Annotated in this window: 38 protein-coding genes and 1 pseudogene; 35 read left to right on the top strand and 4 right to left on the bottom strand. The window is 40.9% G+C overall.

Annotation, left to right across the window (positions count from 1 at the left end; genetic code table 11):
* Window positions 1–68: 68 nt before the first annotated feature.
* The 3 genes from hmpA to MMP60_RS01985 form a co-directional block, all read right to left on the bottom strand.
* Window positions 69–1280, bottom strand: coding sequence for an NO-inducible flavohemoprotein (gene hmpA / locus MMP60_RS01975; RefSeq protein ID WP_241334737.1), 1212 nt, complete (start codon window positions 1278–1280; stop codon window positions 69–71).
* A 143-nt stretch (window positions 1281–1423) separates the two neighbouring features.
* Window positions 1424–2971, bottom strand: coding sequence for a helicase HerA-like domain-containing protein (locus MMP60_RS01980; RefSeq protein ID WP_241334738.1), 1548 nt, complete (start codon window positions 2969–2971; stop codon window positions 1424–1426).
* 19 nt (window positions 2972–2990) lie between these two features.
* Complete coding sequence (locus MMP60_RS01985) at window positions 2991–4184, bottom strand: PLP-dependent transferase (protein ID WP_241334739.1); 1194 nt, start codon at window positions 4182–4184, stop codon at window positions 2991–2993.
* A 167-nt stretch (window positions 4185–4351) separates the two neighbouring features.
* Between MMP60_RS01985 and MMP60_RS01990 the strand changes: the two genes are divergently transcribed.
* The 32 genes and pseudogenes from MMP60_RS01990 (at window position 4352) to MMP60_RS02145 (ending at window position 22090) form a co-directional block, all read left to right on the top strand.
* Entirely contained in the window at window positions 4352–5080 is a 729-nt protein-coding gene (locus tag MMP60_RS01990) for a type 1 glutamine amidotransferase (protein ID WP_241334740.1), read from the top strand.
* A gap of 226 nt (window positions 5081–5306) precedes the next feature.
* On the top strand, window positions 5307–5618 hold the full coding sequence (rpsJ, locus tag MMP60_RS01995) for a 30S ribosomal protein S10 (protein WP_000070912.1): 312 nt from the start codon (window positions 5307–5309) through the stop codon (window positions 5616–5618).
* A 57-nt stretch (window positions 5619–5675) separates the two neighbouring features.
* Window positions 5676–6314 (top strand): 50S ribosomal protein L3, encoded by a 639-nt coding sequence (gene rplC, locus MMP60_RS02000; RefSeq protein ID WP_004660344.1) that lies wholly within the window; start codon window positions 5676–5678, stop codon window positions 6312–6314.
* Window positions 6315–6325: 11 nt separating this feature from the next.
* Window positions 6326–6928: a 50S ribosomal protein L4 gene (gene rplD / locus MMP60_RS02005; RefSeq protein WP_241334741.1), complete on the top strand. Its 603-nt coding sequence runs from the start codon at window positions 6326–6328 to the stop codon at window positions 6926–6928.
* Entirely contained in the window at window positions 6925–7245 is a 321-nt protein-coding gene (gene rplW / locus MMP60_RS02010) for a 50S ribosomal protein L23 (RefSeq protein WP_018679498.1), read from the top strand. Before rplD ends, rplW begins: the two co-directional genes overlap by 4 nt.
* 11 nt (window positions 7246–7256) lie before the next feature.
* Window positions 7257–8081, top strand: a complete 825-nt coding sequence (gene rplB / locus MMP60_RS02015) for a 50S ribosomal protein L2 (RefSeq protein ID WP_241334742.1) — start codon at window positions 7257–7259, stop codon at window positions 8079–8081.
* 13 nt (window positions 8082–8094) lie between these two features.
* Complete coding sequence (rpsS, locus tag MMP60_RS02020; RefSeq protein ID WP_004985338.1) at window positions 8095–8370, top strand: 30S ribosomal protein S19; 276 nt, start codon at window positions 8095–8097, stop codon at window positions 8368–8370.
* 11 nt (window positions 8371–8381) lie between these two features.
* Window positions 8382–8711: a 50S ribosomal protein L22 gene (gene rplV, locus MMP60_RS02025; protein WP_241334743.1), complete on the top strand. Its 330-nt coding sequence runs from the start codon at window positions 8382–8384 to the stop codon at window positions 8709–8711.
* A gap of 1 nt (window position 8712) precedes the next feature.
* Window positions 8713–9529: pseudogene (gene rpsC, locus MMP60_RS02030) on the top strand (30S ribosomal protein S3).
* Window positions 9469–9882 carry a 50S ribosomal protein L16 gene (gene rplP, locus MMP60_RS02035; RefSeq protein ID WP_004657678.1) on the top strand — a complete coding sequence of 138 codons (414 nt, stop codon included), beginning with the start codon at window positions 9469–9471 and terminating at the stop codon, window positions 9880–9882. Before rpsC ends, rplP begins: the two are co-directional and overlap by 61 nt.
* Entirely contained in the window at window positions 9882–10079 is a 198-nt protein-coding gene (rpmC, locus tag MMP60_RS02040) for a 50S ribosomal protein L29 (protein WP_004660354.1), read from the top strand. Before rplP ends, rpmC begins: the two co-directional genes overlap by 1 nt.
* Window positions 10076–10333, top strand: a complete 258-nt coding sequence (gene rpsQ, locus MMP60_RS02045; RefSeq protein ID WP_004641057.1) for a 30S ribosomal protein S17 — start codon at window positions 10076–10078, stop codon at window positions 10331–10333. The genes rpmC and rpsQ overlap by 4 nt, the downstream gene beginning before the upstream one ends.
* 92 nt (window positions 10334–10425) lie before the next feature.
* On the top strand, window positions 10426–10794 hold the full coding sequence (gene rplN / locus MMP60_RS02050; RefSeq protein ID WP_004657680.1) for a 50S ribosomal protein L14: 369 nt from the start codon (window positions 10426–10428) through the stop codon (window positions 10792–10794).
* A 9-nt stretch (window positions 10795–10803) separates the two neighbouring features.
* A complete protein-coding gene (gene rplX, locus MMP60_RS02055; protein WP_004641054.1) occupies window positions 10804–11121 on the top strand; it encodes a 50S ribosomal protein L24 in 318 nt (105 codons plus the stop codon).
* 15 nt (window positions 11122–11136) lie between these two features.
* Window positions 11137–11673, top strand: coding sequence for a 50S ribosomal protein L5 (gene rplE, locus MMP60_RS02060; protein ID WP_241334744.1), 537 nt, complete (start codon window positions 11137–11139; stop codon window positions 11671–11673).
* 9 nt (window positions 11674–11682) lie between these two features.
* Entirely contained in the window at window positions 11683–11988 is a 306-nt protein-coding gene (gene rpsN / locus MMP60_RS02065; protein WP_005052026.1) for a 30S ribosomal protein S14, read from the top strand.
* A gap of 12 nt (window positions 11989–12000) precedes the next feature.
* Window positions 12001–12396 carry a 30S ribosomal protein S8 gene (gene rpsH / locus MMP60_RS02070; protein WP_241334745.1) on the top strand — a complete coding sequence of 132 codons (396 nt, stop codon included), beginning with the start codon at window positions 12001–12003 and terminating at the stop codon, window positions 12394–12396.
* 13 nt (window positions 12397–12409) lie between these two features.
* Entirely contained in the window at window positions 12410–12943 is a 534-nt protein-coding gene (gene rplF / locus MMP60_RS02075) for a 50S ribosomal protein L6 (RefSeq protein ID WP_241334746.1), read from the top strand.
* Window positions 12944–12957: 14 nt separating this feature from the next.
* On the top strand, window positions 12958–13308 hold the full coding sequence (rplR, locus tag MMP60_RS02080) for a 50S ribosomal protein L18 (RefSeq protein WP_004660364.1): 351 nt from the start codon (window positions 12958–12960) through the stop codon (window positions 13306–13308).
* Window positions 13309–13310: 2 nt separating this feature from the next.
* Window positions 13311–13808, top strand: coding sequence for a 30S ribosomal protein S5 (gene rpsE / locus MMP60_RS02085; RefSeq protein ID WP_004657688.1), 498 nt, complete (start codon window positions 13311–13313; stop codon window positions 13806–13808).
* Between the two features lie 6 nt (window positions 13809–13814).
* Window positions 13815–13991 carry a 50S ribosomal protein L30 gene (gene rpmD, locus MMP60_RS02090; RefSeq protein WP_004804119.1) on the top strand — a complete coding sequence of 59 codons (177 nt, stop codon included), beginning with the start codon at window positions 13815–13817 and terminating at the stop codon, window positions 13989–13991.
* A 3-nt stretch (window positions 13992–13994) separates the two neighbouring features.
* A complete protein-coding gene (rplO, locus tag MMP60_RS02095) occupies window positions 13995–14435 on the top strand; it encodes a 50S ribosomal protein L15 (protein ID WP_004660366.1) in 441 nt (146 codons plus the stop codon).
* Between the two features lie 45 nt (window positions 14436–14480).
* The gene (secY, locus tag MMP60_RS02100) at window positions 14481–15800 is read left to right on the top strand and encodes a preprotein translocase subunit SecY (RefSeq protein ID WP_241334832.1); all 1320 of its coding nucleotides are present in this window, start codon (window positions 14481–14483) and stop codon (window positions 15798–15800) included.
* A gap of 20 nt (window positions 15801–15820) precedes the next feature.
* Window positions 15821–15937: a 50S ribosomal protein L36 gene (rpmJ, locus tag MMP60_RS02105; protein ID WP_000867907.1), complete on the top strand. Its 117-nt coding sequence runs from the start codon at window positions 15821–15823 to the stop codon at window positions 15935–15937.
* A 107-nt stretch (window positions 15938–16044) separates the two neighbouring features.
* Entirely contained in the window at window positions 16045–16401 is a 357-nt protein-coding gene (gene rpsM, locus MMP60_RS02110) for a 30S ribosomal protein S13 (protein WP_000090815.1), read from the top strand.
* Between the two features lie 19 nt (window positions 16402–16420).
* The gene (rpsK, locus tag MMP60_RS02115) at window positions 16421–16807 is read left to right on the top strand and encodes a 30S ribosomal protein S11 (RefSeq protein WP_001040166.1); all 387 of its coding nucleotides are present in this window, start codon (window positions 16421–16423) and stop codon (window positions 16805–16807) included.
* A gap of 12 nt (window positions 16808–16819) precedes the next feature.
* Window positions 16820–17446: a 30S ribosomal protein S4 gene (gene rpsD, locus MMP60_RS02120; RefSeq protein ID WP_004641035.1), complete on the top strand. Its 627-nt coding sequence runs from the start codon at window positions 16820–16822 to the stop codon at window positions 17444–17446.
* Between the two features lie 18 nt (window positions 17447–17464).
* Window positions 17465–18472: a DNA-directed RNA polymerase subunit alpha gene (rpoA, locus tag MMP60_RS02125; protein WP_004660372.1), complete on the top strand. Its 1008-nt coding sequence runs from the start codon at window positions 17465–17467 to the stop codon at window positions 18470–18472.
* 18 nt (window positions 18473–18490) lie between these two features.
* On the top strand, window positions 18491–18856 hold the full coding sequence (gene rplQ / locus MMP60_RS02130) for a 50S ribosomal protein L17 (protein ID WP_004641032.1): 366 nt from the start codon (window positions 18491–18493) through the stop codon (window positions 18854–18856).
* 270 nt (window positions 18857–19126) lie between these two features.
* Window positions 19127–19639, top strand: a complete 513-nt coding sequence (locus MMP60_RS02135; protein WP_241334747.1) for a sel1 repeat family protein — start codon at window positions 19127–19129, stop codon at window positions 19637–19639.
* Between the two features lie 329 nt (window positions 19640–19968).
* The gene (locus MMP60_RS02140) at window positions 19969–21459 is read left to right on the top strand and encodes an NAD(P)/FAD-dependent oxidoreductase (RefSeq protein ID WP_241334748.1); all 1491 of its coding nucleotides are present in this window, start codon (window positions 19969–19971) and stop codon (window positions 21457–21459) included.
* A gap of 124 nt (window positions 21460–21583) precedes the next feature.
* Window positions 21584–22090: a DUF2059 domain-containing protein gene (locus MMP60_RS02145; RefSeq protein WP_241334749.1), complete on the top strand. Its 507-nt coding sequence runs from the start codon at window positions 21584–21586 to the stop codon at window positions 22088–22090.
* A 49-nt stretch (window positions 22091–22139) separates the two neighbouring features.
* Here MMP60_RS02145 and MMP60_RS02150 read toward each other — a convergent pair whose 3' ends face one another.
* Window positions 22140–23312, bottom strand: coding sequence for an acyl-CoA dehydrogenase family protein (locus MMP60_RS02150; protein WP_004660381.1), 1173 nt, complete (start codon window positions 23310–23312; stop codon window positions 22140–22142).
* Between the two features lie 187 nt (window positions 23313–23499).
* Here MMP60_RS02150 and MMP60_RS02155 point away from each other — a divergent pair, with 187 nt between their 5' ends.
* From MMP60_RS02155 to MMP60_RS02165, 3 genes are all read left to right on the top strand, one after another.
* Window positions 23500–23757, top strand: coding sequence for a succinate dehydrogenase assembly factor 2 (locus tag MMP60_RS02155; protein ID WP_241334750.1), 258 nt, complete (start codon window positions 23500–23502; stop codon window positions 23755–23757).
* Complete coding sequence (locus MMP60_RS02160) at window positions 23750–24139, top strand: hypothetical protein (RefSeq protein WP_241334751.1); 390 nt, start codon at window positions 23750–23752, stop codon at window positions 24137–24139. Before MMP60_RS02155 ends, MMP60_RS02160 begins: the two co-directional genes overlap by 8 nt.
* A gap of 210 nt (window positions 24140–24349) precedes the next feature.
* Window positions 24350–24556: a hypothetical protein gene (locus MMP60_RS02165; RefSeq protein WP_241334752.1), complete on the top strand. Its 207-nt coding sequence runs from the start codon at window positions 24350–24352 to the stop codon at window positions 24554–24556.
* The last annotated feature ends 110 nt before the right edge of the window (window positions 24557–24666 follow it).

Consider the following 24666-nt stretch of genomic DNA (forward strand, 5'->3'; position numbering starts at 1 on the left):
CAATCTATTGCTGTAAATAGAAAGGGCTAGTCTAACATAGACTAGCCCTATGCAAAACGCAGTGCCGATTAGCTGAGTTTTACACCACCTGTACCAAATGCTTCGCTATGGATATTTTCAGCAGGGATACCACGAGCAACTAAAGCTTTATGTTGCTCTGCCATAAATGGCATTGGACCACATAAGTAATAATCCGCATTTGCAGGTAGTAAGCCCGCATCCATTGAGCCTACATCTAAACGACCAGCGACCTCATAATCTTCACCGAGTACATCACCTTCATGTGGGAATTCATAAGCTGTAAATGTACTTAGACGTGGATACTTCGCTTTCAATTCATGAATATGTTTTTTCATGGCATGTACTTGGCTGTTACGACAAGCATGGATAAAGCTCACAGGTTGAGGCATATCTAAAGTGACCAATTGATTGAGCATTGCAATCATTGGCGTTAAGCCCACACCACCACTAATGAATACATTACGTTTGCGGCTGTCAATCAGATAGAAATTACCTGTTGGCGCAGAGACTTCAATTTCTGAACCTTCAGCTAAGCCATGTAACGTGCTAGACACCCAACCTCCTGCTAACTCACCTTTTTCATCTTCACGTTTGACTGAGATACGTAAGTAATCTGCTTGAGGGCTCGTTGATAGTGTGTATTGACGTGGCTGTCTTAAATTGAGTTCAGGCACAAACACGCGAACTGAAATATATTGACCTGCTTCGTATTTTGGTAATTCCCCACCATCCACAGGAGCTAAATAGAATGAAGTGATCTCATCACTTTCAACAACTTTTTTGGCGATTTTAAAATTACGCCAGCCTAACCAACTGCCTTTGGTTTGTTGATGTTGATCATAAATGGCTTTTTCAGTGCTAATAAATAGGTCTGCTAATTGACCATAGGCAGCAGCCCATGCCCCAATCAATGGATCTTCCATTGAGATATTCAGCACTTCACTGATTGAATGGAGCAGGTTCTCACCCACAATACCGTAATCAGGTGATTGAATATTTAAGCTGACATGTTTATGTGCAATTAATTCAACTACAGGTAAAAGCACAGAAGGATCTTCGATATTTTCTGCATACGCCAAAACTGCGCCCGCAAGTGCTTGTGCTTGTGCGCCGCTACGTTGATGACCCATGTTAAAGGTTTCTTTTAATTCTGGGTTGTTGCCTAACATACGATTGTAAAAGTAACCCGTGAGCGCTACACCATTTTCACGGAGTACAGGAACAGTTGCTTTTACGAGGTCAATTTGCTGCGGAGTCATGGGTGATCTCTCTTGGCTATCATTTATAAGATATATTTAAAATATACCTTATAAAAATTATTTGCAATATTTGTTTTGATTAAAACCATAAAAAAAATAGGGGATAAATGATTATCCCCTGATTTTTAAAATAATAAAGATCTTTATTTACCAAATAATGAACCAAGCAAACCTCTGACAATTTTTTGTCCTGTACTGCCGCCTAAACTACGTGCCGCACTTTTGGCAAAAGTACCTACAATATCCTGAGTGAGTTTTTCACGATCACGTTGTGCTTTTTCCACTGCTTTTTGTTGCTCTTTCGCAAAACGTTCCTGCTCTTTGGCTTGTTGCTTCGCTAAAGCATCCTGTTCTTTACTTTGTTGTTTTTCCAGTTCTTCTATTTCTTTTTGCTGAGATTGTTGTAGCACTTTCTTTTGCAGCATTTCATAAGCACTATCACGATCCACCGCTTGATCATAAACACCCGCAACAATACTTTGCGAAATAATAATTTGTCGTTCTTCTGGCGTGATTGGCGTAAAAGAAGAATAAGGTGGCATTACCCAACCACGTTCTACAATTTGAGGTGTGCCTTGTTCGTCTAGGCAGCTAATCAATGCTTCACCGACTGCAAGCTCAGTAATGGCTTGATCCACTTTAAATTCGGGATTAGCTCGAAAGGTATCCGCTGCCGTTTTCACGGCTTTTTGATCTTTGGGAGTAAATGCCCGTAAGGCATGTTGTACTCGGTTACCCAATTGCCCTAATACGCTTTCAGGGAGATCGAGTGGGTTTTGGGTAATAAAATAAATCCCCACACCTTTGGAACGGATCAAGCGAACTACTTGCTCAATTTTTTGTTGTAAGGCAGGGCTGGCATTATTAAATAATAAATGCGCTTCATCGAAGAAGAACACCAATTTGGGTTTATCCATATCACCGACTTCCGGAAGTTGTTCAAATAATTCAGACAACATCCAAAGTAAAAAAGTGGCATAGAGTTTAGGTGTATTCATGAGCTTGTCAGCGGCTAAGATATTGATATAGCCATGACCATTGGTATCGGTTTGAATAAAGTCGAGAATATTCAGACTTGGCTCACCAAAAAACTGCTCGCCGCCTTGATCCGCCAAAGCTAATAGATTACGTTGAATTGCCCCGATGCTTGCTGGGGAAAGATTGCCGTACTCTGCTTTTAATTCAGCCGCATTTTCACTGACATAGGTCAGCATTGCTTTAAGGTCTTTGAAATCAATTAATAAAAGCCCTTGATCATCTGCAACACGAAATACAGCCGAAAGCACGCCTTCTTGTGTGTCGTTGAGATTGAGCATTTGTGCTAATAATAAGGGGCCAATTTCCGAAATCGTGGTACGGATTGGATGTCCTTGTTGCCCAAATAAATCCCAAAACATAACGGGGGAAGCAGCAAATGGAATGGGGGTAAGTTGCAGGTTTTTCAGGCGCTCATCAAATTTAGGATTGCTACTGCCTGCTTTAGCCAAACTGGAGACATCGCCTTTGGCATCCGCCAGAAATACGGGCACACCCAGACGTGAAAAGCTCTCAGCAAGTACTTTAAGTGTAACCGTTTTACCTGTACCTGTTGCACCGGCAATTAAACCATGTCGGTTTGCAAATTGAGAATGTAAAACAATATCTTGTGTTGTGTCCGTGGTTTTTTTGGCAATAATAATGGGTGTGCTCATTCTTCACCTATTCTTTATTTCATTCGAGTTGTTTTAGTGCATTTTGAATATCTTGGATTAAATCTTCTGGATGTTCTAGTCCTATGCAGAAGCGAACCAACAAACCTTGTTGTAAATGTGTATTTTTAAGTTCTCGCATCTGTTTTAAGTCATAGAGCATGACGAGACTGACTGGGCCGCCCCAACTAAACCCAAGCTTAAATAAAGTTAGGCTGTCACAGAATTTACGAATTGCTGTGAGATCATACTCAGGCTTGAAAATCACACTGACTAAGCCCGCACTTTTGGCTGTAGTACAGGTCTCTGCCCAAAATTGATGACCTGCTGCATCAGGATTGCTTGGATGCAGTACTTGGCTAAATTGAGGTTGTTGCTTTAACCAATCGAGTACGGTGATTGCACTTTTAGATTGTTGTTCATAACGGAGTGACATATGTGCCAAGCTGCGCTGAATTTGTGCAGTATCGTCGCCTGAAACAGAGATACCTTGAATGGCATGCATGCGATACAGTTTATGATGTAACAGTTGGTCTCGTGTGACCACCGACCCCATTAAAATATCACCACCACCGCTTGGGTATTTGGTCAGTGCGTGTACTGTTATATCAACACTAAGATGTTCATCTGAGAAATCAAAGGCATTAAAAGCAAGCCCTGCACCCCATGTATTATCCAGTGCTGTTAATACATGGGCTTGTTGGGCTTTTTTGACTAGATTTTTTAAGTCTGGAAATTCTAAAGTCACTGAACCTGCTGCTTCTAACCAAATAAGCTTAGTTTTCTCTGTAGGTTGAAAGCTTGCAGCATCAATCGGATTATAAATTTTAACGCGAATATCATATCGATCTTGCAGATTTTTTAAATGCTCAAGGTTGGGGCCATAAATATTATCAGCCACCCATACTTCATCACCTGAACTTAAAAAAGCACTATTCACTAAATTGATTGCTGATAAACCACTTGGTGCAAGCAAGCAAAAATCTCCGCCTTCGATTTGGGCAATATTGTCAGCCAATGTGAAGGTTGTGGGTGTGCCATGTGTACCATAACTATAGTCATAGGCATCTGTCCAATGGCGATCAAAAAGGTGCGTTGTGGTCTTAAAAATTATTGTAGATGCACGAAATAGGGGAGGTTGTATCGTTTCTATGTATTGAGGGGCTTGGCGTGGTGCATGAATCAGTGCGGTTTGTGGATAATTATGTTTAGTCATGGGGCAAAATTAAATCAATAGAATGATTTAGGTTAAGAGAAAATATGAAATCCTGCTAGTAATTTGCATATTTTGTACAGAATCGTTACAGATCAAAGCTTTCCTCTAAAACTGGCTTTATTTTTGCTAAGACTTATTATCATTCTAACGATAATAGGTTTACGCGAATGAAGTCGCATTTAAGAGTGCATTATTTTCAGCACATTGCTGGTGAAGGATTTGGAAGTTGTCATGGCTTTTTAAAATCACATAAAGCAAAAATTACTGCTACAGAATTTTTTGCTTTGCCTGTTGATTTGTCACTTGAGTTGGAAGCACTTCCACATGTTGATGAGGTTGATTTACTCATTATTATGGGAGGGACGATGAGCGTGAATGATGAAGCAAATTATCCGTGGTTAAAATTAGAAAAAAGATGGTTGAGACGTTATTTGGCTGCGGGTAAACCTGCGATTGGTTTGTGTCTGGGTGGACAGTTGATTGCCAATGCATTAGGGGCGGCTGTCAGTCGAAATCAACATCAAGAATTGGGGTGGATGGATGTGGGTAGAGTTTCACACGTCCCTGAAAATTATTTTCAAATCCCTGATAAGCTTAATATTATGCAATGGCACAGCGAGACCTTTGAGATTCCCCGTGGCGGCGTTCGTTTAGCAGAAAATAAGGTCTGCCAAAACCAAATGTATCAAATTGGGCGTAATGTGCTTGGCTTTCAGTTTCACCCTGAGATGACCCCGCATGCTTTGCAATTGTTGATTGAAAATGAAGAAGATAGTGCAGTATTCAATGGAAAATATGTTCAGCCTATGTCGGAGTTAAAAAAATCCATTAAAAGTAGGTTTGAACAAGGTAATCAATTGCTGAATCGAGCGATAGAATATGTCGTGAATGCTTAACGCCACTAAAACTTAAAAAAATAAAAGAAGAATTGCATAAGACTTAAACAATCGTTATAATGGGCGACCCTCAAATGGAGGGCGTTTGCTACGAAGAAAGTAGTAAATGCATGACAGTCGTGGCATCGATCATGACCTTAGTGATTTTCACTGCCCTTGACACTTGCCAATAAGGTGAGGTGCGTCATGGGTGATTCTTTATATATTTGGCTTGGAGTTTACTGGTATGTCTAACCAGAGAATTCGTATCCGTTTGAAGTCTTTTGATCATCGTCTGATTGATCAATCTGCTCAAGAGATCGTAGAAACCGCTAAGCGTACTGGCGCACAAGTGTGTGGTCCAATTCCGATGCCTACTCGCATCGAACGCTTCAACGTTCTTACTTCACCACACGTCAACAAAGACGCTCGTGATCAGTATGAAATCCGCACTTATAAACGTTTGATCGATATCGTTCAACCTACAGATAAAACTGTTGATGCATTGATGAAATTAGATCTTGCTGCTGGTGTTGATGTTCAGATCGCTTTGGGTTAAGGCTTTCGGTTAATTAACGTTCAGTTAATTAGGCCGCTTTTTTAGAGGTTTATGCACATGGCTATTGGTTTAGTCGGTCGCAAATGTGGTATGACTCGCGTCTTTACAGATGCTGGTGTATCTGTACCTGTTACAGTTATCGAAGTCGATCCAAACCGCATTACGCAAATCAAAACACTTGAAACTGATGGTTATCAAGCAATTCAAGTAACTACTGGTGAACGTCGCGAATCGCGCGTAACTAACGCTCAGAAAGGTCACTTCGCTAAAGCGGGTGTTGCTGCTGGTCGTTTAGTTAAAGAGTTCCGTGTTACTGAAGCTGAGCTTGAAGGCCGTGAAGTTGGTGCTTCTATCGGTGTTGATTTGTTCACAGTTGGTCAAATTGTTGACGTAACTGGTCAATCAAAAGGTAAAGGCTTCCAAGGTGGTGTTAAGCGTTGGAATTTCCGTACGCAAGATGCTACTCATGGTAACTCTGTATCTCACCGTGTATTAGGTTCTACAGGTCAAAACCAGACTCCTGGTCGCGTGTTCAAAGGCAAGAAAATGGCTGGTCACTTAGGTGACGAACGCGTAACAGTTCAAGGTCTTGAAATTGTATCTATTGACGCTGAACGTTCTGTTTTAGTTGTTAAAGGTGCTGTTCCTGGTGCAACGAATGGTGACGTTATTGTACGTCCTACCATCAAGGCCTGAGGGGAAATACTGTGAATTTAAAAACTGTTTCCGGCTCTGCTGTTGAATTGTCTGAAGTTGCTTTCGGACGTGAGTTTAACGAAGCGCTTGTACACCAAGTTGTTACAGCTTACTTAGCTGGTGGTCGTCAAGGTTCGAAAGCTCAAAAATCACGTGCAGACGTTTCTGGCGGTGGTAAAAAACCATTCCGTCAAAAAGGTACTGGTCGCGCTCGTGCGGGTTCTATTCGTAGCCCTATCTGGGTTGGTGGTGGTAAAACTTTTGCTGCTCGCCCACAAGATTGGTCTCAAAAAGTAAACCGTAAGATGTATCGCGGTGCAATGCAATGTATCTTAGCTGAACTTGTTCGCCAAGATCGTCTTGTATTAGTTGAAGAGTTTGCTGTTGCAGCTCCAAAAACTAAAGAATTGCTTGCAAAACTTACAGACTTGAATGCAACTCGTGCATTGATCATTACAGATGCTGTAGATGAGAACTTGTATCTTGCAGCTCGCAACCTTCCACACGTTGATGTGGTAGATGCAACTGCGATTGATCCAGTTAGCTTGATTGCATTTGATAAAGTTGTAATGTCTGTAGCTGCTGCTAAGAAAATTGAGGTAGAACTCGGATGAACAACGAACGTATCTATCAAGTCCTATTAGGACCAGTATTCTCAGAAAAAGCACAAGTTTTAGGTGATACTGCTGGTGTTCAAGTGTTCAAAGTTGCATTAAATGCAAACAAACTTGAAATCAAAAAAGCAGTTGAGCAGCTCTTTGGTGTTGAAGTTGTTAAAATTAATACAACAATCACTAAAGGTAAAACAAAACGCTTTGGTAAATCATTAGGACGCCGTTCTGATGTGAAAAAAGCATACGTCACCCTGAAAGCTGGCCAAGATGTAGAAATGGCTGACTTGGGCGATACCGCTGAAAATGCAGCGGAATAAGGACGAAAATTATGCCAATTCAAAAATGTAAGCCAACGTCTCCAGGACGTCGCTTTGTAGAGAAAGTGGTTCATGACCATCTTCACAAAGGCGCTCCATATGCTCCGTTGGTAGAAGCTAAAAAACGTACTGGTGGTCGTAATAACAACGGTCACATTACTACGCGTCACGTAGGTGGTGGTCATAAACAAAACTACCGTCTTGTTGACTTTAAACGTAATAAAGATGGTATTCCTGCGACTGTAGAGCGTATTGAATACGATCCTAACCGTACAGCACACATTGCTTTAGTTTTGTATGCTGATGGTGAGCGTCGTTATATTATTGCGCCTAAAGGTTTACGTGCTGGTGATAAAGTTCAATCTGGTAACGATGCTCCAATTCGTCCAGGTAACTGTTTGCCACTTCGTAATATGCCAATCGGTTCTACCTTACATAATGTTGAACTTAAAATCGGTAAAGGTGCTCAAATTGCACGTTCTGCTGGTACTTCAGTTCAGTTGTTGGGTCGTGATGGTTCTTACGCTATCGTTCGTTTACGTTCTGGTGAAATGCGTAAAATCCATGTTGAATGTCGTGCTGTTATTGGTGAAGTTTCTAACCAAGAAAGCAACCTTCGTTCATTGGGTAAAGCTGGTGCAGCGCGCTGGCGTGGTGTTCGTCCTACCGTTCGTGGTATGGCGATGAACCCAGTTGACCATCCACACGGTGGTGGTGAAGGACGTAGTAAAGGTATTCAACCTGTAAGTCCATGGGGTCAAAAAGCTAAAGGGTACAAGACACGTACCAATAAGCGTACGACTAAGATGATTATTCGCGACCGTCGCGTCAAGTAAAGGAATCTGAATAATGCCTCGTTCATTAAAAAAAGGTCCATTCGTCGACGCGCACTTGTTTGCTAAGGTTGAAGCAGCTGTTGCAGCGAATAACCGTAAGCCAATCAAGACTTGGTCACGTCGTTCAATGATCCTACCAGACTTTGTTGGTTTAACAATTTCTGTTCACAATGGTCGTAACCATGTTCCAGTAATTATTACTGAGCATATGGTTGGTCATAAACTAGGTGAATTCGCGCCAACTCGTACCTATCGTGGTCACGGTGTTGATAAGAAGTCTAAACGTTAATAGGTGCTATGATGGAAGTAACTGCAAAATTACGCGGTGCCGCTATCTCGGCACAGAAAGCACGTTTAGTTGCTGATTTGATCCGTGGTAAATCGATTGCACGCGCGCTTGATATTTTGAACTTCAGCAACAAGAAAGCAGCTGTGCTTGTTAAAAAAGCACTTGAATCTGCAATCGCAAATGCTGAACACAACAACAGCTTAGATGTTGATGACCTTAAAGTAACTACGATTTACGTTGATGAAGGCATGAGCCTTAAACGTATTATGCCACGTGCTAAAGGCCGTGCAGATCGTATTACTAAGCGTACTTGTCACATCACCGTTAAGGTAGGGGTTTGATATGGGTCAGAAGGTTCATCCAATCGGTATCCGCCTAGGTGTTGTGAAACGTCATAACGCTAACTGGTATGCGAGTCCGAAACAATACGCTGAATATTTGCTTAAAGATCTTCAAGTTCGTGAGTTTTTGTTGAAAAAACTTAAGAATGCGATGGTAAGCAATATTCTTATCGAACGTCCTACAGGTGCTGCTAAAGTAACAATTAGCACTGCTCGTCCAGGTATCGTAATCGGTAAAAAAGGCGAAGATATTGAAAAATTACAGCGCGAACTCACCAATATTATGGGTGTTCCAGCGCAAGTTAGCATTAATGAAATTGATCGCCCTGACTTAGATGCGCGTTTAGTTGCTGAAGCAATTGCTTCTCAATTAGAAAAGCGTGTTATGTTCCGTCGTGCTATGAAGCGTGCGGTTCAAAACACGATGCGTGCTGGTGCTAAAGGTATCAAAGTTGAGGTTTCTGGTCGTTTAGGCGGTGCAGAGATTGCTCGTACTGAATGGTATCGTGAAGGTCGTGTACCTTTGCATACACTTCGTGCAGACATCGACTATGCAACTATGCGTGCAGAAACAACATACGGTACGATCGGTGTTAAAGTTTGGATTTTCCGTGGCGAGATCTTAGGTGGCATGAAACAAGTCATGAACCCTGCTCCTGCTGAAGAGCGTCCAGCTAAACGTGGTCGTGGTCGTGGTGAAGGTCAAGAGCGTCGTGGTCGTCGCGGTGACCGTGCTGCTGACAAGGGAGAATAATCCATGTTGCAACCTAAACGTACCAAATTCCGTAAAGTGCACAAAGGCCGTAACACTGGTCTAGCGCATCGTGGTAGTACAGTATCATTTGGTTCGATTGCAATTAAAGCAACTGAACGTGGTCGTATGACTGCGCGTCAGATTGAAGCTGCACGTCGTACCATTAGCCGTCGTATTAAACGTGGTGGTAAAATCTTCATCCGCGTATTCCCAGATAAACCAATTACTGAAAAACCATTAGAAGTTCGTATGGGTAAAGGTAAGGGTAGTGTGGAATACTGGGTTTGTCAGATTCAACCAGGTAAGATCCTGTACGAAATTGAAGGTGTTAGCGATGAGTTAGCGCGTGAAGCTTTTGCTTTAGCTGCTGCTAAACTCCCGTTTAAAACCACTATCGTGACTCGGACGGTGATGTAATGAAAATTAAAGATCTACGTGAAAAGTCGGTAGAAGAGTTGAAAGCTTTGCTTGATGAGCAGCAGCTTAACCAATTCCGTCTTCGTATGGCGAAAGCAACTGGTCAATTAGGCAAATCGCATGAAGTGCAAATTGCTCGTAAGACAATTGCTCGTATCAAGACACTCCTTACCGAAAAACAGGGGAACGGACAATGAGTGAAAAAACAGTCCGCACGTTAACCGGCAAAGTAGTAAGTGACAAAATGGACAAGTCTATTGTTGTACTTATCGAACGCCGCGTTCAACACCCGTTGTACGGCAAATCAATCCGCCGTTCAACTAAATTACACGCTCATGATGAGAACAATGTTGCTAAAACTGGCGACTTGGTAACCATCAAAGAAAGCCGCCCAATTTCTAAAACTAAAGCTTGGACTTTAGTGGAAGTCGTTGAAGCAGCTGCTGAGTAATTAGACGTTCTTGTTGCATCATCGGACAATTTCGAGTACTCTTTGAGCCTTTCGAAATTGTGACCGGTGATGCTCGGTTTTGGAGTAGGGCAATGATTCAAACCGAAAGTATGCTCGACGTAGCAGACAACAGTGGTGCACGCCGCGTACAATGTATTAAAGTACTTGGTGGTTCACACCGTCGTTATGCTTCAGTTGGCGATATTATTAAAGTTACTGTAAAAGAAGCAATTCCACGCGCACGTGTTAAAAAAGGTGACGTAATGAATGCTGTAGTTGTACGTACAAAATTCGGCATCCGTCGTCCAGATGGTTCAGTTATTCGTTTCGACGATAACGCAGCTGTTATTTTGAACAACAACAAAGCTCCGATTGCTACTCGTATCTTCGGACCAGTGACTCGTGAACTTCGTACTGAACAGTTCATGAAAATCATTTCATTGGCTCCTGAAGTTCTATAAGAGGCAATCATGGCTAAGATTAAAAAAGGCGATCAAGTAATTGTGATCGCAGGTAAAGAAAAAGGCAAACAAGGTGTTGTTTTGTCTGTTTCTGAAGATCGAGTTAAGGTCGAAGGTCTTAACTTAGTGAAGAAGCACCAAAAGCCAAACCGTGTAACTGGCGCTGAAGGCGGTATTGTTACTCAAGAGGCGACGCTTCATATTTCAAACGTGGCAATTTTTAATGCTACAACCCAAAAGGCTGACCGTATTGGTTACCAAGTGATTGATGGCGCGAAAACTCGTGTTTATAAATCAAATGGTGAATCAGTGGCGGTAGCGAAGTAATAGGTTGAAAAGGCGATGGCCAGACTTAAAGCACGTTACAACGAAGAACTTAAAGCGAAGTTACAAGAACAACTTGGCGTTAAGAATGTGATGGATATTCCTCGCATTACTAAAATTACCCTTAACATGGGTGTAGGCGCAGCTGCAACTGATAAGAAATTATTAGATGGTGCTGTTGCTGATATGCAACTCATTGCTGGTCAAAAACCAGTTGTGACACTTGCTCGTAAATCAATCGCTGGTTTTAAAATCCGTGATGGTTGGCCAATTGGTTGTAAAGTTACTTTACGTGGCGACCAAATGTACGAATTCTTGGATCGTTTGATCTCGATCGCTATCCCTCGTATCCGTGACTTCCGTGGTTTCTCTTCGAAATCATTTGATGGTCGTGGTAACTACTCGATGGGTTTAAAAGAGCAGATCGTTTTCCCTGAAATCGATTTTGACAAAATTGATCGTATCCGTGGTTTAGACATCACGATTACGACTACTGCTCGTAGCGATGACGAAGGCCGTGCGCTTATGCGTGCATTCGGCTTCCCGTTCAAATAAGAGGTCGATATGGCTAAGAAAGGTATGATTAATCGCGAGTTGAAACGCGAAAAGACAGTTGCTAAATACGCTGCAAAACGTGCTGAATTAAAAGCAACGATTGCTAATGTAAATGCAACTGACGAAGAACGTTTCGCAGCGACGCTAAAATTACAAGCATTACCACGTAATGCATCTCCAGTACGTCTTCGTAACCGCTGTGGTTTAACTGGTCGTCCTCATGGTTACTTCCGTAAGTTCGGTTTAAGCCGTAACAAATTACGTGACACAGTAATGCAGGGTGATGTACCAGGCGTTGTTAAAGCAAGCTGGTAAGGAGCGACTATAATGAGTATGCAAGATACCGTTGCCGACATGTTAACGCGTGTTCGTAACGCACAAATGGCAAAGAAACAAACTGTTTCTATGCCGTCTTCTAAGTTGAAAGTTGCGATTGCAAATGTACTTCAACAAGAAGGTTATATTTCAGATGTAGCAGTTGCTCAAGAAGATGCAAAAGCTACTTTGACTATTACGTTAAAATATTTCGAAGGCAAGCCAGTCATCGAAACTGTGAAGCGCGTAAGCCGTCCAGGTCTTCGTCAATATCGCGGTAAAGATGCACTTCCTAGCGTTAAGCAAGGTTTAGGTGTTGCAATTGTTTCTACAAGCAAAGGCATCATGACTGATCGCGCTGCACGTGCTGCAGGCGTTGGTGGTGAAGTTATTGCTTTTGTTTCTTAATAGGTGATTCCTCATGTCTCGTGTGGCTAAAGCCCCAGTAACTGTACCTAATGGTGTAACAGTTACTCAGAACGGCCGGCAGGTCGAAGTGAAAGGCAGCAAAGGTACATTGTCTTTCAACCTGCATGCGCTGGTCGAGCTAAAACAGGAAGAAGGTAAACTTCAACTTGCTCCAGTTAAAGAGTCGAAAGATGCTTGGATGCAAGCTGGTACTGCTCGCGCTGTATTGAATAACCTTGTAAAAGGGGTTAGTGAAGGCTTCGAACGTAAGTTACAGCTCGTTGGTGTTGGTTATAAAGCAGCGGTTAAAGGTAGTATCGTTAATCTTGCTTTAGGTTATTCACACCCAATTGACTACGCTTTACCTGAAGGTGTAACAGCGGAAACTCCAACTGCTACTGAAATCATTTTGAAATCAGCAAACAAGCAGTTGTTAGGTCAAGTAGCAGCGGAAATCCGTGCATACCGTTCTCCTGAACCATATAAAGGTAAAGGTGTTCGTTATTCGGATGAAGTTATTCTTCGTAAAGAAGCTAAGAAGAAATAAGGCGCGAGGTTCTTATGAACGAAAAGAAACAAACCCGTTTGCGTCGTGCGAAAAGCACACGCTTGCACATTCGTGCATTGGGTGCGACTCGTTTGTGTGTAAACCGCACTCCGCGTCACATCTATGCTCAAGTTATTTCAGCAGATGGTGGCAAAGTTTTAGCGCAAGCTTCAACTTTAGATGCATCTTTGCGTAGTGGTGCGACTGGTAATATCGATGCAGCAACTAAGGTTGGTGCTTTAATCGCAGAACGTGCTAAAGCAGCTGGCGTTACTAAAGTTGCATTTGACCGTTCTGGTTTTAAATATCATGGTCGTATCAAAGCCTTGGCTGATGCTGCTCGTGAAGGCGGCTTGGAGTTCTAATCATGGCGAAAGTTGAACAAAACGAAGGTCTCGTTGAAAAGCTGGTTGCCGTTGATCGTGTAGCCAAAGTTGTTAAGGGTGGTCGTATCTTCTCTTTCACAGCATTAACTGTTGTGGGTGATGGTAATGGTCGTGTAGGTTTTGGTCGTGGTAAAGCGCGTGAAGTTCCAGCTGCTATTTCTAAAGCACTTGAAGCTGCACGTCGCAACATGATTACTGTAGACCTTGCGGGGACTACTTTACAACACCCTGTGAATGCTCGTCATGGTGCAAGCCGTGTATACATGCAACCTGCTTCAGAAGGTACTGGCGTAATTGCTGGTGGCGCGATGCGTGCTGTTCTCGAAGCTGCAGGTGTACATAACGTACTTGCTAAATGTTATGGTTCTACAAATGCTGCTAACGTAGTAAACGCAACTTTTAAAGGTTTGCGTGATATGACTTCTCCTGAGAAAGTCGCTGCGAAACGTGGTCTTTCAGTAGAACAAATTCAAGGGTAATCAATCATGAAAACGATTAAAGTTACCCAGACTAAATCTTCTTCGCATCGTTTAAAAAATCATAAACTTTGCCTAAAAGGTCTAGGTCTGCGTCGTATTGGTCATACTGTAGAAGTGCAAGATACGCCTTCTAACCGTGGTATGGTCAACAAAGTTTACTATATGGTTAGTGTAGAGGAATAAGCCATGACTCTGCGTTTAAATGAACTTGCACCTGCAGAAGGTGCTAAGCGTGAAAATCGTCGTTTAGGCCGTGGTATCGGTTCTGGCGTTGGTAAGACTGGTGGTCGTGGTATCAAGGGTCAAAACTCACGTAAAAGTGGTGGTACTCGTCCAGGCTTTGAAGGCGGTCAAACAGCGTTATATCGTCGTTTACCAAAATTCGGTTTCACTAGCCAAATCGCATTGAAAACTGCTGAAGTACGTTTGTCTGAATTGAATAAAGTTGAAGGTGATGTAATTAGCCTTGAGACTTTAAAAGCTGCGAACGTTGTTCGTCGTGATCAAATTCGTGCTCGCATCGTTCTTTCTGGTGAAATCACTCGCGCATTCACTGTTCAAGGTGTTGTGTTGACTAAAGGCGCTAAAGCTGCTGTTGAAGCTGCTGGCGGTAAAGTCGAGGAGTAATCTCGAGTGTCTATGACTCCTAGTTCTTCAGGTCATGTAAACATGATGAAAGGCCAACCATTTCATGTGAAATATCGTGAAATTATTCGTCGATTAATGTTTTTGATTGGCGCGTTATTGGTCTTTCGACTAGGAGCGCATATTCCGTTGCCGGGGATTGATAATGTAGCGCTAGCTCAGTTTTTTAAAGCTAATGAAGGTACCTTCTTAGGTTTATTTAACATGTTCTCTGGCGGTGCGTTAGAACGCATGTCGATTTTAGCACTAGGAATTATGCCGTATATTTCTGCATCGATCATCGTGCAGCTGATGTCAACGGTAGTTCCTTCGCTAGAAGCTTTGAAAAAAGAAGGCGAGCAAGGTAAACGTAAGATCAATCAATATACACGTTATGGCACCTTATTTCTTGCACTTGTGCAAGGTGTAGGGATGTGTGCTGGTCTGATTAGTCAGGGTATTACGCTGTCTGCGGGCTTGGCATTTTATGTTCCAGCAGTGACTTCTTTAGTTGCTGGGACAATGTTTTTGATGTGGTTGGGAGAGCAAATTACCGAACGTGGTGTTGGTAACGGTATCTCAATGATCATTTTTGCAGGTATTGTGGCAGGGTTACCAAATTTGGTGATTCAGTCATTTAGCTCTGTTGAAAATGGCCAAGGTAGTTTAATTGGTTTAGCTGTATTCGGTTTACTCTCATTAGCCGTTTTAGCTGCGATCGTGTTTATTGAAAAAGCACAACGTCGTATTCCAGTGAACTATGCACAGAAGCAGCAAGGTCGTCGTGTATTTACTGCACAGCAAACACATTTGCCATTAAAAATTAATATGGCAGGTGTAATTCCAGCAATTTTTGCAAGCTCATTGTTATTATTTCCAGCGAGCTTGGGACAGTGGTTGGGGAGTGCTGATCCAAATGCAGGGATTGTCAAACGTAGCCTACAAGATCTGGCATTGGTGTTATCGCCTGGACAGCCGTTGTATTTAATGCTCTTTGGTGCGTTAATTATTTTCTTCTGTTATTTCTACACGGCACTCGTATTTAGTCCGAAAGAAGTATCAGAGAATTTAAAACGCAGTGGAGCATATGTGCCTGGTATCCGCCCAGGTGAGCAAACGGCTCGTTATTTAGATCATATTCTTAACCGTTTGACCTTTATTGGTGCAATCTACATTACCGTAGTGTGTTTAATGCCTATGGTTCTACAAAGTTCGTTTGGTATTCCATTCCATTTGGGTGGAACATCTTTACTGATTGTAGTGGTAGTCGTGATGGACTTTATGGCGCAACTTCAAGCGCACCTTACGTCGCATCAATATGATAATCAAACGTTAATGAGAAAAACGACTGCTCATCCTAAGGGATAAGCGCACTTAGAGGTTTCATCATGAAAGTACAAGCTTCTGTAAAGAAAATTTGTGGTAGCTGTAAAGTTATCCGTCGTAATGGGGTTATTCGCGTGATTTGTAGCGCAGAACCTCGTCATAAGCAGCGTCAAGGTTAATTTAATTAAGACCTGTTGATTTCAGTAGGCTAATTAGGTTATTATCCGCCCCTCAAGATTTTTGTGGGGCGGTTGATTATCTTGACTGCCTTTTTGGAGAAAATTGAATGGCTCGTATTGCCGGTGTAAACATTCCGGATAACAAGCATGCTGTTATCTCTCTCACGTATATTTTTGGTATCGGTCGCCATACTGCTAAGAATATCTTAGCTGCTGTAGGTATCACTGAAACTACAAAAATTCGTGAATTAGATGATGCTCAGCTTGATGCGATTCGTGCAGAAGTTGCTAAGGTTCCGACCGAAGGTGATTTACGTCGCGAAATTTCCATGAACATCAAACGTTTAATGGATTTAGGCTGCTACCGCGGTCTTCGTCATCGTCGCAGCTTGCCTGTTCGCGGACAACGCACCAAAACTAACGCACGTACCCGTAAAGGTCCGCGCAAACCGATTAAAAAGTAAGATTTCTGGAAGCTAAAAGATGGCTAAAGATACTCGCACACGCAAGAAGGTCACTCGTACCGTCTCTGAAGGTGTTGCACACATTCACGCGTCTTTTAATAACACCATTGTAACGATTACCGATCGTCAAGGTAATGCATTGGCTTGGGCTACCTCAGGTGGACAAGGCTTCCGTGGTTCACGTAAATCAACTCCGTTCGCTGCTCAGGTAGCTGCTGAAGTTGCTGGTAAAGCAGCTTTGGATTACGGTTTGAAAAACCTAGACGTCCTTGTAAAAGGTCCTGGTCCAGGTCGTGAGTCTGCGGTTCGTGCATTAGGCGCAGTGGGTTATAAGATTAACAGCATTACCGATGTGACACCAATTCCTCACAACGGTTGCCGTCCACCTAAAAAACGTCGCGTGTAAGGAGAAACATTCATGGCTCGTTATATTGGTCCAAAATGCAAACTCTCTCGCCGCGAAGGGACAGACCTGCAACTTAAATCAGGCGTTAAACCGTTTGATGTAAAAACCAAAAAACACAATAAAGCACCTGGTCAACATGGTCAGGCTCGTGGTGGTAAGCAATCTGAGTATTCACTACAATTACGTGAAAAACAAAAAGTACGTCGTATGTACGGTGTGTTAGAGCGTCAATTTAGTAACTACTATAAAGAAGCAGCTCGTGTGAAAGGCGCAACAGGTGAAAACTTGTTGAAATTGCTTGAAAGCCGTCTTGATAACGTAGTTTATCGCATGGGTTTTGGTTCTACACGTTCAGAAGCTCGTCAATTAGTATCTCACCGTTCTATTACTTTAAATGGTCGTCGTGTAAACATTGCGTCTATTCAAGTAAAAGCGGGTGATGTAATTGCAGTGCATGAAGGTGCTAAACAACAATTGCGTATTAAAAACGCTATTGAATTAGCTGCTCAACGTGGTATTCCTGCTTGGATGGAAGTTGATCATTCTAAGTTGGAAGGTACGTTTAAAGCTGCACCAGATCGCTCTGATTTACCTGCTGAAATCAACGAAAGCTTGATTGTAGAATTGTATTCTAAATAATCCTTGAGGTAGCAATAAATGACGCGTACTGCAAACGAGTTTCTAACTCCGCAAGCGATCAAGGTCGAAGCGGTGAGCGGGACCTCGGCAAAAGTGATTCTTGAACCTTTAGAGCGTGGCTTTGGTCATACTCTAGGTAATGCTTTACGTCGCATTCTATTGTCTTCTTTACCTGGCGCTGCTGTGGTTGAAGTTGAGATAGAAGGCGTCGAGCACGAGTACAGTACTTTAGAAGGCTTGCAGCAGGACATCGTCGAGCTCTTGCTGAACCTAAAAGGATTGTCTATTAAGCTGTTCGATCAAAATGAAGCATATTTAACATTAGAGAAACAAGGTGCAGGTGATGTAACAGCAGCTGACCTTCGTTTACCTCATAATGTTGAAGTGGTTAACCCAGATCATTTGATCGGTACTTTGAGTTCTTCTGGTTCATTAAAAATGCGCCTTAAAGTAGCTCAAGGTCGTGGTTATGAGACATCTGACTCACGTTTCCCTGAAGGTGAAACACGTCCTGTAGGTCGTTTACAGTTAGATGCTTCTTATAGCCCAATCAAGCGCGTGTCTTACACAGTTGAAAATGCTCGTGTAGAACAGCGTACCGATCTTGATAAGTTAGTGATTGATCTTGAAACTAACGGAACGGTTGATCCTGAAGAAGCAATCCGCAAAGCGGCAACAATTTTGCAACAACAAATTGCAATTTTTGTTGATCTTCAGAAAGACCAAACTCCTGTTGCTCAAGAGCCTCGCGAAGAAGTTGACCCAATCTTGCTTCGTCCAGTAGATGATCTCGAGCTTACTGTTCGTTCTGCTAACTGTTTGAAGGCAGAAAATATTTACTACATTGGTGATCTTGTTCAACGTACTGAAGTTGAGTTGTTAAAAACTCCTAACTTAGGTAAAAAATCGTTAACTGAGATCAAAGATGTTTTGGCATCGAAAGGTTTACAACTCGGCATGCGTTTAGAGAACTGGCCACCAGCTAGTCTCCGTATGGATGACCGTTTTGCCTATCGTAGCCGTTAATTAAGTAGGACTATCACCATGCGTCATCGTAATAGTGGTGTGAAATTAGGCCGTACAAGCAGCCACCGTAAGGCGTTGTTCCAAAACTTAACAAATGCTTTAGTTGAGCATGAGTTAATTAAAACAACTTTGCCTAAAGCGAAAGAACTTCGCCGCGTTGCTGAGCCTTTAATCACTTTGGCTAAAAACGATACTGTTGCAAACCGTCGCTTAGCGTTTGCTCGTACTCGTTCAGCAGCAACTGTTGGTAAATTATTTACCGTTCTTGGCCCTCGTTACAAAGAACGTAACGGCGGTTATCTTCGTGTTCTTAAAGCGGGCTTCCGTGCAGGTGATGCTGCACCGATGGCTTACGTTGAACTCGTTGACCGTGAAGTAAAATAATACTTCTACGTGTAGAACAGTCAGTTGTTCCAAAAAAGACCGGTGTAATAGCCGGTCTTTTTTATTGTTGAATATTTAAAGAAGACCGCTTTTCAGTGTCAAAAAGCTATTAATTTCTGTCTAAATCGTTATAAGTTGGTTAGATAGACTCATGATGTTCATATTTATAAAGTATTATTAAAACTCAAAGAACGAAAAACAAATTTAATTTAAAGGCAGAAAATGAAAATTTTCGGGTTCATATCTATTATTTTAGGAATAATTTTCTCTATGCATACATCAGCTAATCCAACCTTCTCAAATGAGCTATTAATTAAAGCAAAGAATGGTGATTCATCAACACAATTAGAATTAGCAGACGTTTATATACATGGTTATGGGATTGAGGAAGATGAAGTTCAAGCCGAATCTTGGGCGATGAAGTCTGCTGAAAATGGTAATGTAAATGCTATGTATTGGCTAGGTGACGGGTATGCAATGTATGCAGGTTTGGTTGAAGATACAGATCCTATAGATGCTGAAGATCATTATAAAAAAGCGTTTATTTGGTTTTCCAAGGGATCAGAACTCGATCATATTGATTCTATGGTTGGCTTAGCTAGGTTATATCGTAATGGTGAGGGGGTTACAAAGAATATTGAGCAAGCATTAGATTTGCTTAAGAAATCTGCTGCTAGAGGAAGTAAAGAGGCTATGAGAGAGATGGAGTTTATGTATCAATATGGAATAGGTGTAGAACAAAATTTAGATACTGCAAAATTTTGGGAAGATAAAGCTAATTAATCTATTTTAAATTGTTGATTTCATTTTAATATCTTTTAAGCCATTCAAGCATAATAACATTCTAGAATGGTTTCATTTTTATAAATATTTTAAATATCATTTTTCTAATGAACTCGAGCAGATAAAGTGCTAAACACTGCTATCTTTTCTTTTAACTAAGAACCTCTAATAAAAGAAATCCAAGCAAAAATCTCAAGATTTTTCCTCCTCAATTTTCTACAAAATGTCCCGAAGTGATATAAAAAAACCGATGAATGACTAAACTTGACATTGTGTATTGTCAGATTTGTGCTTTAATAAAGACATGATTTACACAGGGTATAAAAAAAATGGAAAAGCAAGTTGATGTATTAATTATTGGTGCAGGTATCTCTGGAATAGGGTTAGCTGTGCATCTCTCTAAGAACTGTCCACAACGTAAATTCGAAATCTTAGAACGTCGTGAAAGTTTCGGTGGAACTTGGGATTTATTCCGTTATCCTGGTATTCGTTCAGACTCTGATATGTCAACGTTTGGTTTTAACTTCAAGCCATGGGCAAAAGACAAAGTATTAGCTAGCGGTGCTGAGATTAAGGGTTATTTAAGTGATGTGATTAGTGAAAATCAGTTAAAAGATAAAATTCACTTTGGTCATCGTGTTCTTTCAGCAAACTATGATTCTACAAAGAAAAAATGGTTAGTGGAGATCGAAGATAACAACAAGAAAAAACAAACGTGGTCTGCAAACTTTGTAATGGGTTGTACTGGTTACTATAACTATGATCAGGGTTATGCACCTAAATTCCCGAAACAAGAAGATTTCAAAGGTCAGTTTATTCATCCACAGCATTGGCCAGAAAATTTAGATTACACTGGTAAGAAGGTTGTCATCATTGGTAGTGGTGCAACGGCAATTACGCTGGTACCTTCAATGGTGAAAGGTGGAGCAGGGCATGTCACGATGTTACAGCGTTCACCAACTTATATTGCAACGATTCCTTCAATTGACTTTATTTATGAGAAAACACGTAAATTTATGTCTGAGGAAACGGCGTATAAATTTACTCGTGCACGTAATATTGGTATGCAACGTGGTATTTATGCATTAGCGCAAAAATATCCGAAAACTGTACGTCGTTTATTGTTGAAAGGCATTGAATTGCAGCTTAAAGGTAAAGTGGATATGAAACACTTTACACCAAGCTATAATCCATGGGATCAACGTTTATGTGTTGTGCCAGACGGTGATTTATTCAAATCTTTACGTGAAGGCAAAGCAAGTGTTGAGACAGATCAAATTGAAAAATTCACTGCAAATGGTATCCAATTAAAATCTGGAAAACATTTAGAAGCGGATATTGTGATCTCAGCAACTGGTTTGGAGATTCAGATCTTAGGTGGAGTGCAAGGTTCAATTGATGGTAAGCCAATGAACACATCTCAACATATGCTGTATCAAGGCGTGATGGTGAGTGATGTCCCTAACATGGCGATGATCATTGGTTACATCAATGCTTCATGGACATTAAAAGTTGATATTGCGGCTGATTATATTTGTCGTCTGATCAATCACATGGATAAAAATGGTTTTGATGAAGTGATTGCACATGCTGATCCTTTACAGCGTGAAAATGACACGATCATGGGTAAAATGTCTTCTGGCTATATCGCACGTGCGGCTGATGTGATGCCTAAACAAGGTAAACAAGCACCGTGGAAGATCACAAATAACTATCTTGCCGATCGCAAAGAATTGAAAGATGCTAAGTTTAATGATGACGTTTTACAATTTCAGAAGCGTGGTGATCAAACTAATCGTAAGCCAAAATTAGTATCATAAGCTTTGTTGGAATGATTCTAAACCCTATGCATGCATAGGGTTTTTTATTTACAATAGTCATCTAAATCTTATAAATATCGCGTATATTGACCGCGATATAGAATTCAAAATCAGGGATAGCTTAATGAAGAAATTATTGATCTTGGGGACATTATTATTCAGTACTCATGTTTTTGCTGATGATGTAAAACAGAAAGAAGCGATTGCTCAGAAATTGGTATCTGTTGATGGGACAGAACAAGGTTTACAGAACACAGATAAAATGATTTTAGAGCAAATTCGGATGCGTTTGCCGAAAGATATGCCTGAAAATTTTTATGCAGATTTAACTAAAAATTTAAATAGTGAACAGCGTAAGCAATTTATTATTCAGCGTTATGTTGAAACATTTAGTCAAAAAGAATTACAGTCTGCTTTAACCTTTTATCAGTCGATTGAAGGTCAGGCATGGGCAAAGAAAGCCAGCGAAATTGGTAATGAGGTTGCTCATTTCACCACACAAAATGCACGTACGGCTTTAAATACAACAATGCAACAACATATTGATAATCCAACTGTCAAGCAATTGATGGCTCGAATGAATCCAGCTGCTGTACCAGCTCAGCCTATGGAAAAGACTGAACAAAAATAAAGAATAAGGGGATAGCAGAGTAATGCTATCCTCTTATGGATGATGAATATTATAGCGTACGAGAAATCAATTCTTTCATGATCTCGTTAGTGCCTGCATAGATACGATTGGCGCGGTTGTCGATATAGGCACGTGCAATCGGATATTCCAGCATGTAGCCATAGCCACCATGTAATTGTAAGCAATCATCTACAACTTTTGAGAACATATCTGAGATTTTGTATTTAGCAGCTGCAGCAGCGTCGACACCTAAGCTTTCTTCTAATTGTAGTTCCATACAACGATCTAAATAAGTGCGGCAAAAGTCGATTTCTGTACGTAACTCAGCAAGTTTAAAACGTGTATTTTGGAAAGTACTAATTGCTTTACCAAATGCTTTACGATCTTTGGTGTATTGAACAGTATGCGCAAATGCTGCTTCTGCACCTGCTTGGCAAATAATCGCAACCAACATACGTTCCCATGCTAATTCTTTCATCAACATGATGAAGCCCATACCTTCCATACCAAGTAGGTTTTCCTTAGGTACGCGCACATTGTCAAAGAACAATTCGCAAGTATCTTGTCCTTTCATTCCGATTTTATTTAAAGGTTTACCCTTACTAAAACCAGCACGATCAGCTTCAACGATGATTAATGATAAATTTGCTGAGCCTTTTTCATTGTTGCCTGTTTTACAGACGACAATTGCCATGTCACATAAATAACCATTGGTAATAAAGATTTTTGAACCATTAATCACATATTCATCACCATCAAGTACAGCTGTGGTGCGGACGGCTTGAAGGTCTGAACCTGTGCCCGGTTCAGTCATTGCAATTGCGGTCACGGTTTCACCTGTTGCCATTTTTGGCAACCAATGTTGCTTCTGTTCTTCATTACCAAAGTTATTGACATAATTGGCAACGATATCGGAATGTAATGAGAAACCTGTACTTGAGTCCATTGCATAAGCTTGTTCTTCAATGAGAATCATACTGTACAAACGGTCAACCCCAGAGCCACCATATTGTTCTGGCATTGTGGTACAGAGTAAGCCTAGTTCACCTGCTTTGTTCCATAAATCACGATCAACATGTTGTTGTTTCTCATATTTTTCAATATTTGGCACAACTTCTTTTTCATAGAATTTACGCACAGTTTCGCGAAATGCTTCATGATCAGAAGTAAATAGTTTACGTGGTAACATATTTGGAATTGGACGAATTGCACCTGATTGCATTTGTTATTTTTTCCCTAGTCATTGGATTTAAACGATCATCATCACGATACAAGAAATCGAAAATAGTGAACAATGTGATCAATGCTCAATTTGATTGATGTATTTGGTCACTTGAGAAAAAACGCTGCGAAGTTAATGGGGGATCGGGTACACTATGTGGGAAAATTGTTGCATAGTGGAACAAATAATGTCTGATGAAATAACGCTAGAAGAACGTAAGGTCATTTATCGCGCACGTCGCGGTTTAAAAGAAATTGATGTGTATTTTGATCCTTATGTTAAAAACCATTACCTCATCGCTAATGCTGCTGAAAAAGCGTTATTTGCTGAGTTGGTTGATCAAGAAGATCCAGACTTATTGGATTGGTTTATGGAAGTGGGTGAGCCACCTCGTGTTGAGATAAAAATTTTTATTTTAAAACTAAAACATTACGTCCATGGCTAATCGTGTTTTTGAGTTGCAATACAGTCGATTTTCGTTCGTATTGCAACTTTTTATTTTTCTAGTCATTTTAAGTTTAACTTACCAATTACTGTCTTTGGCATTTTGGCTGCTTAGTCTTTTTATTATGGGGCTTACTTGGTCTTACTTTTTAAAACAGCCTTATATAAAGCATTTTGAATATTTAGATCAGCAAGACTGGTCATTCAGGTTTTCTGATCCATCTTTAGAAACTCAGCGTAGAAAAATTAGCAAAATAATTGATCATCAAGTCTATATCACACTCTATTTTTCTGATGCTCAGTATCAACCTCTCACGATTTGGTGGGATCAATTGCCACTTCTACAGTGGAAAAACTTAAAATTACTGGTAAAACTAGTGTGATTGTTTGACAATTCTACAATTGTATATAATTAATAAATAATTAAATTTCAATTATTTATGTGCTTTAAAGGTTCATTGAGTTTAAATTGTTAGATTAAATACTCTAAAAATTCGTGAAAATCATGATTGTCAGACAATATGGCGGTCAAGCTACATTTATTTTCGTTAAAGTACAAACACCAACGTAAAGTGTGGTGGAGGTCCAAAGTAATGGAAATTCCAACATGGTCGTTTCTGGTGATTGCAATCATTTTTGCAATTGTTATAGGAAGAGCAGGAACTTTACTCAGGGAACTTCTTGAATCACATCAATCAAAAGTTGTTGTGAACAAGAGAAAGAGATTGAAAGTGTCATCAATATATCATACTCCCATGAATACTGATGGCGAACGCCAATCTAGTGTCTATCAAAAATAGACACGCAATGTTGTAGGAGGTCTCTATGGAGATTTCAATGTGGATGTTTCTAGTAATTGCGATTGTTATGGCAATCGTTGTAGGAAGAGCAGGAACATTACTCAAGGATT

This window comes from Acinetobacter sp. ANC 4805, from assembly GCF_022549495.1.
In the GTDB taxonomy this organism is placed as follows: Bacteria; Pseudomonadota; Gammaproteobacteria; order Pseudomonadales; family Moraxellaceae; genus Acinetobacter.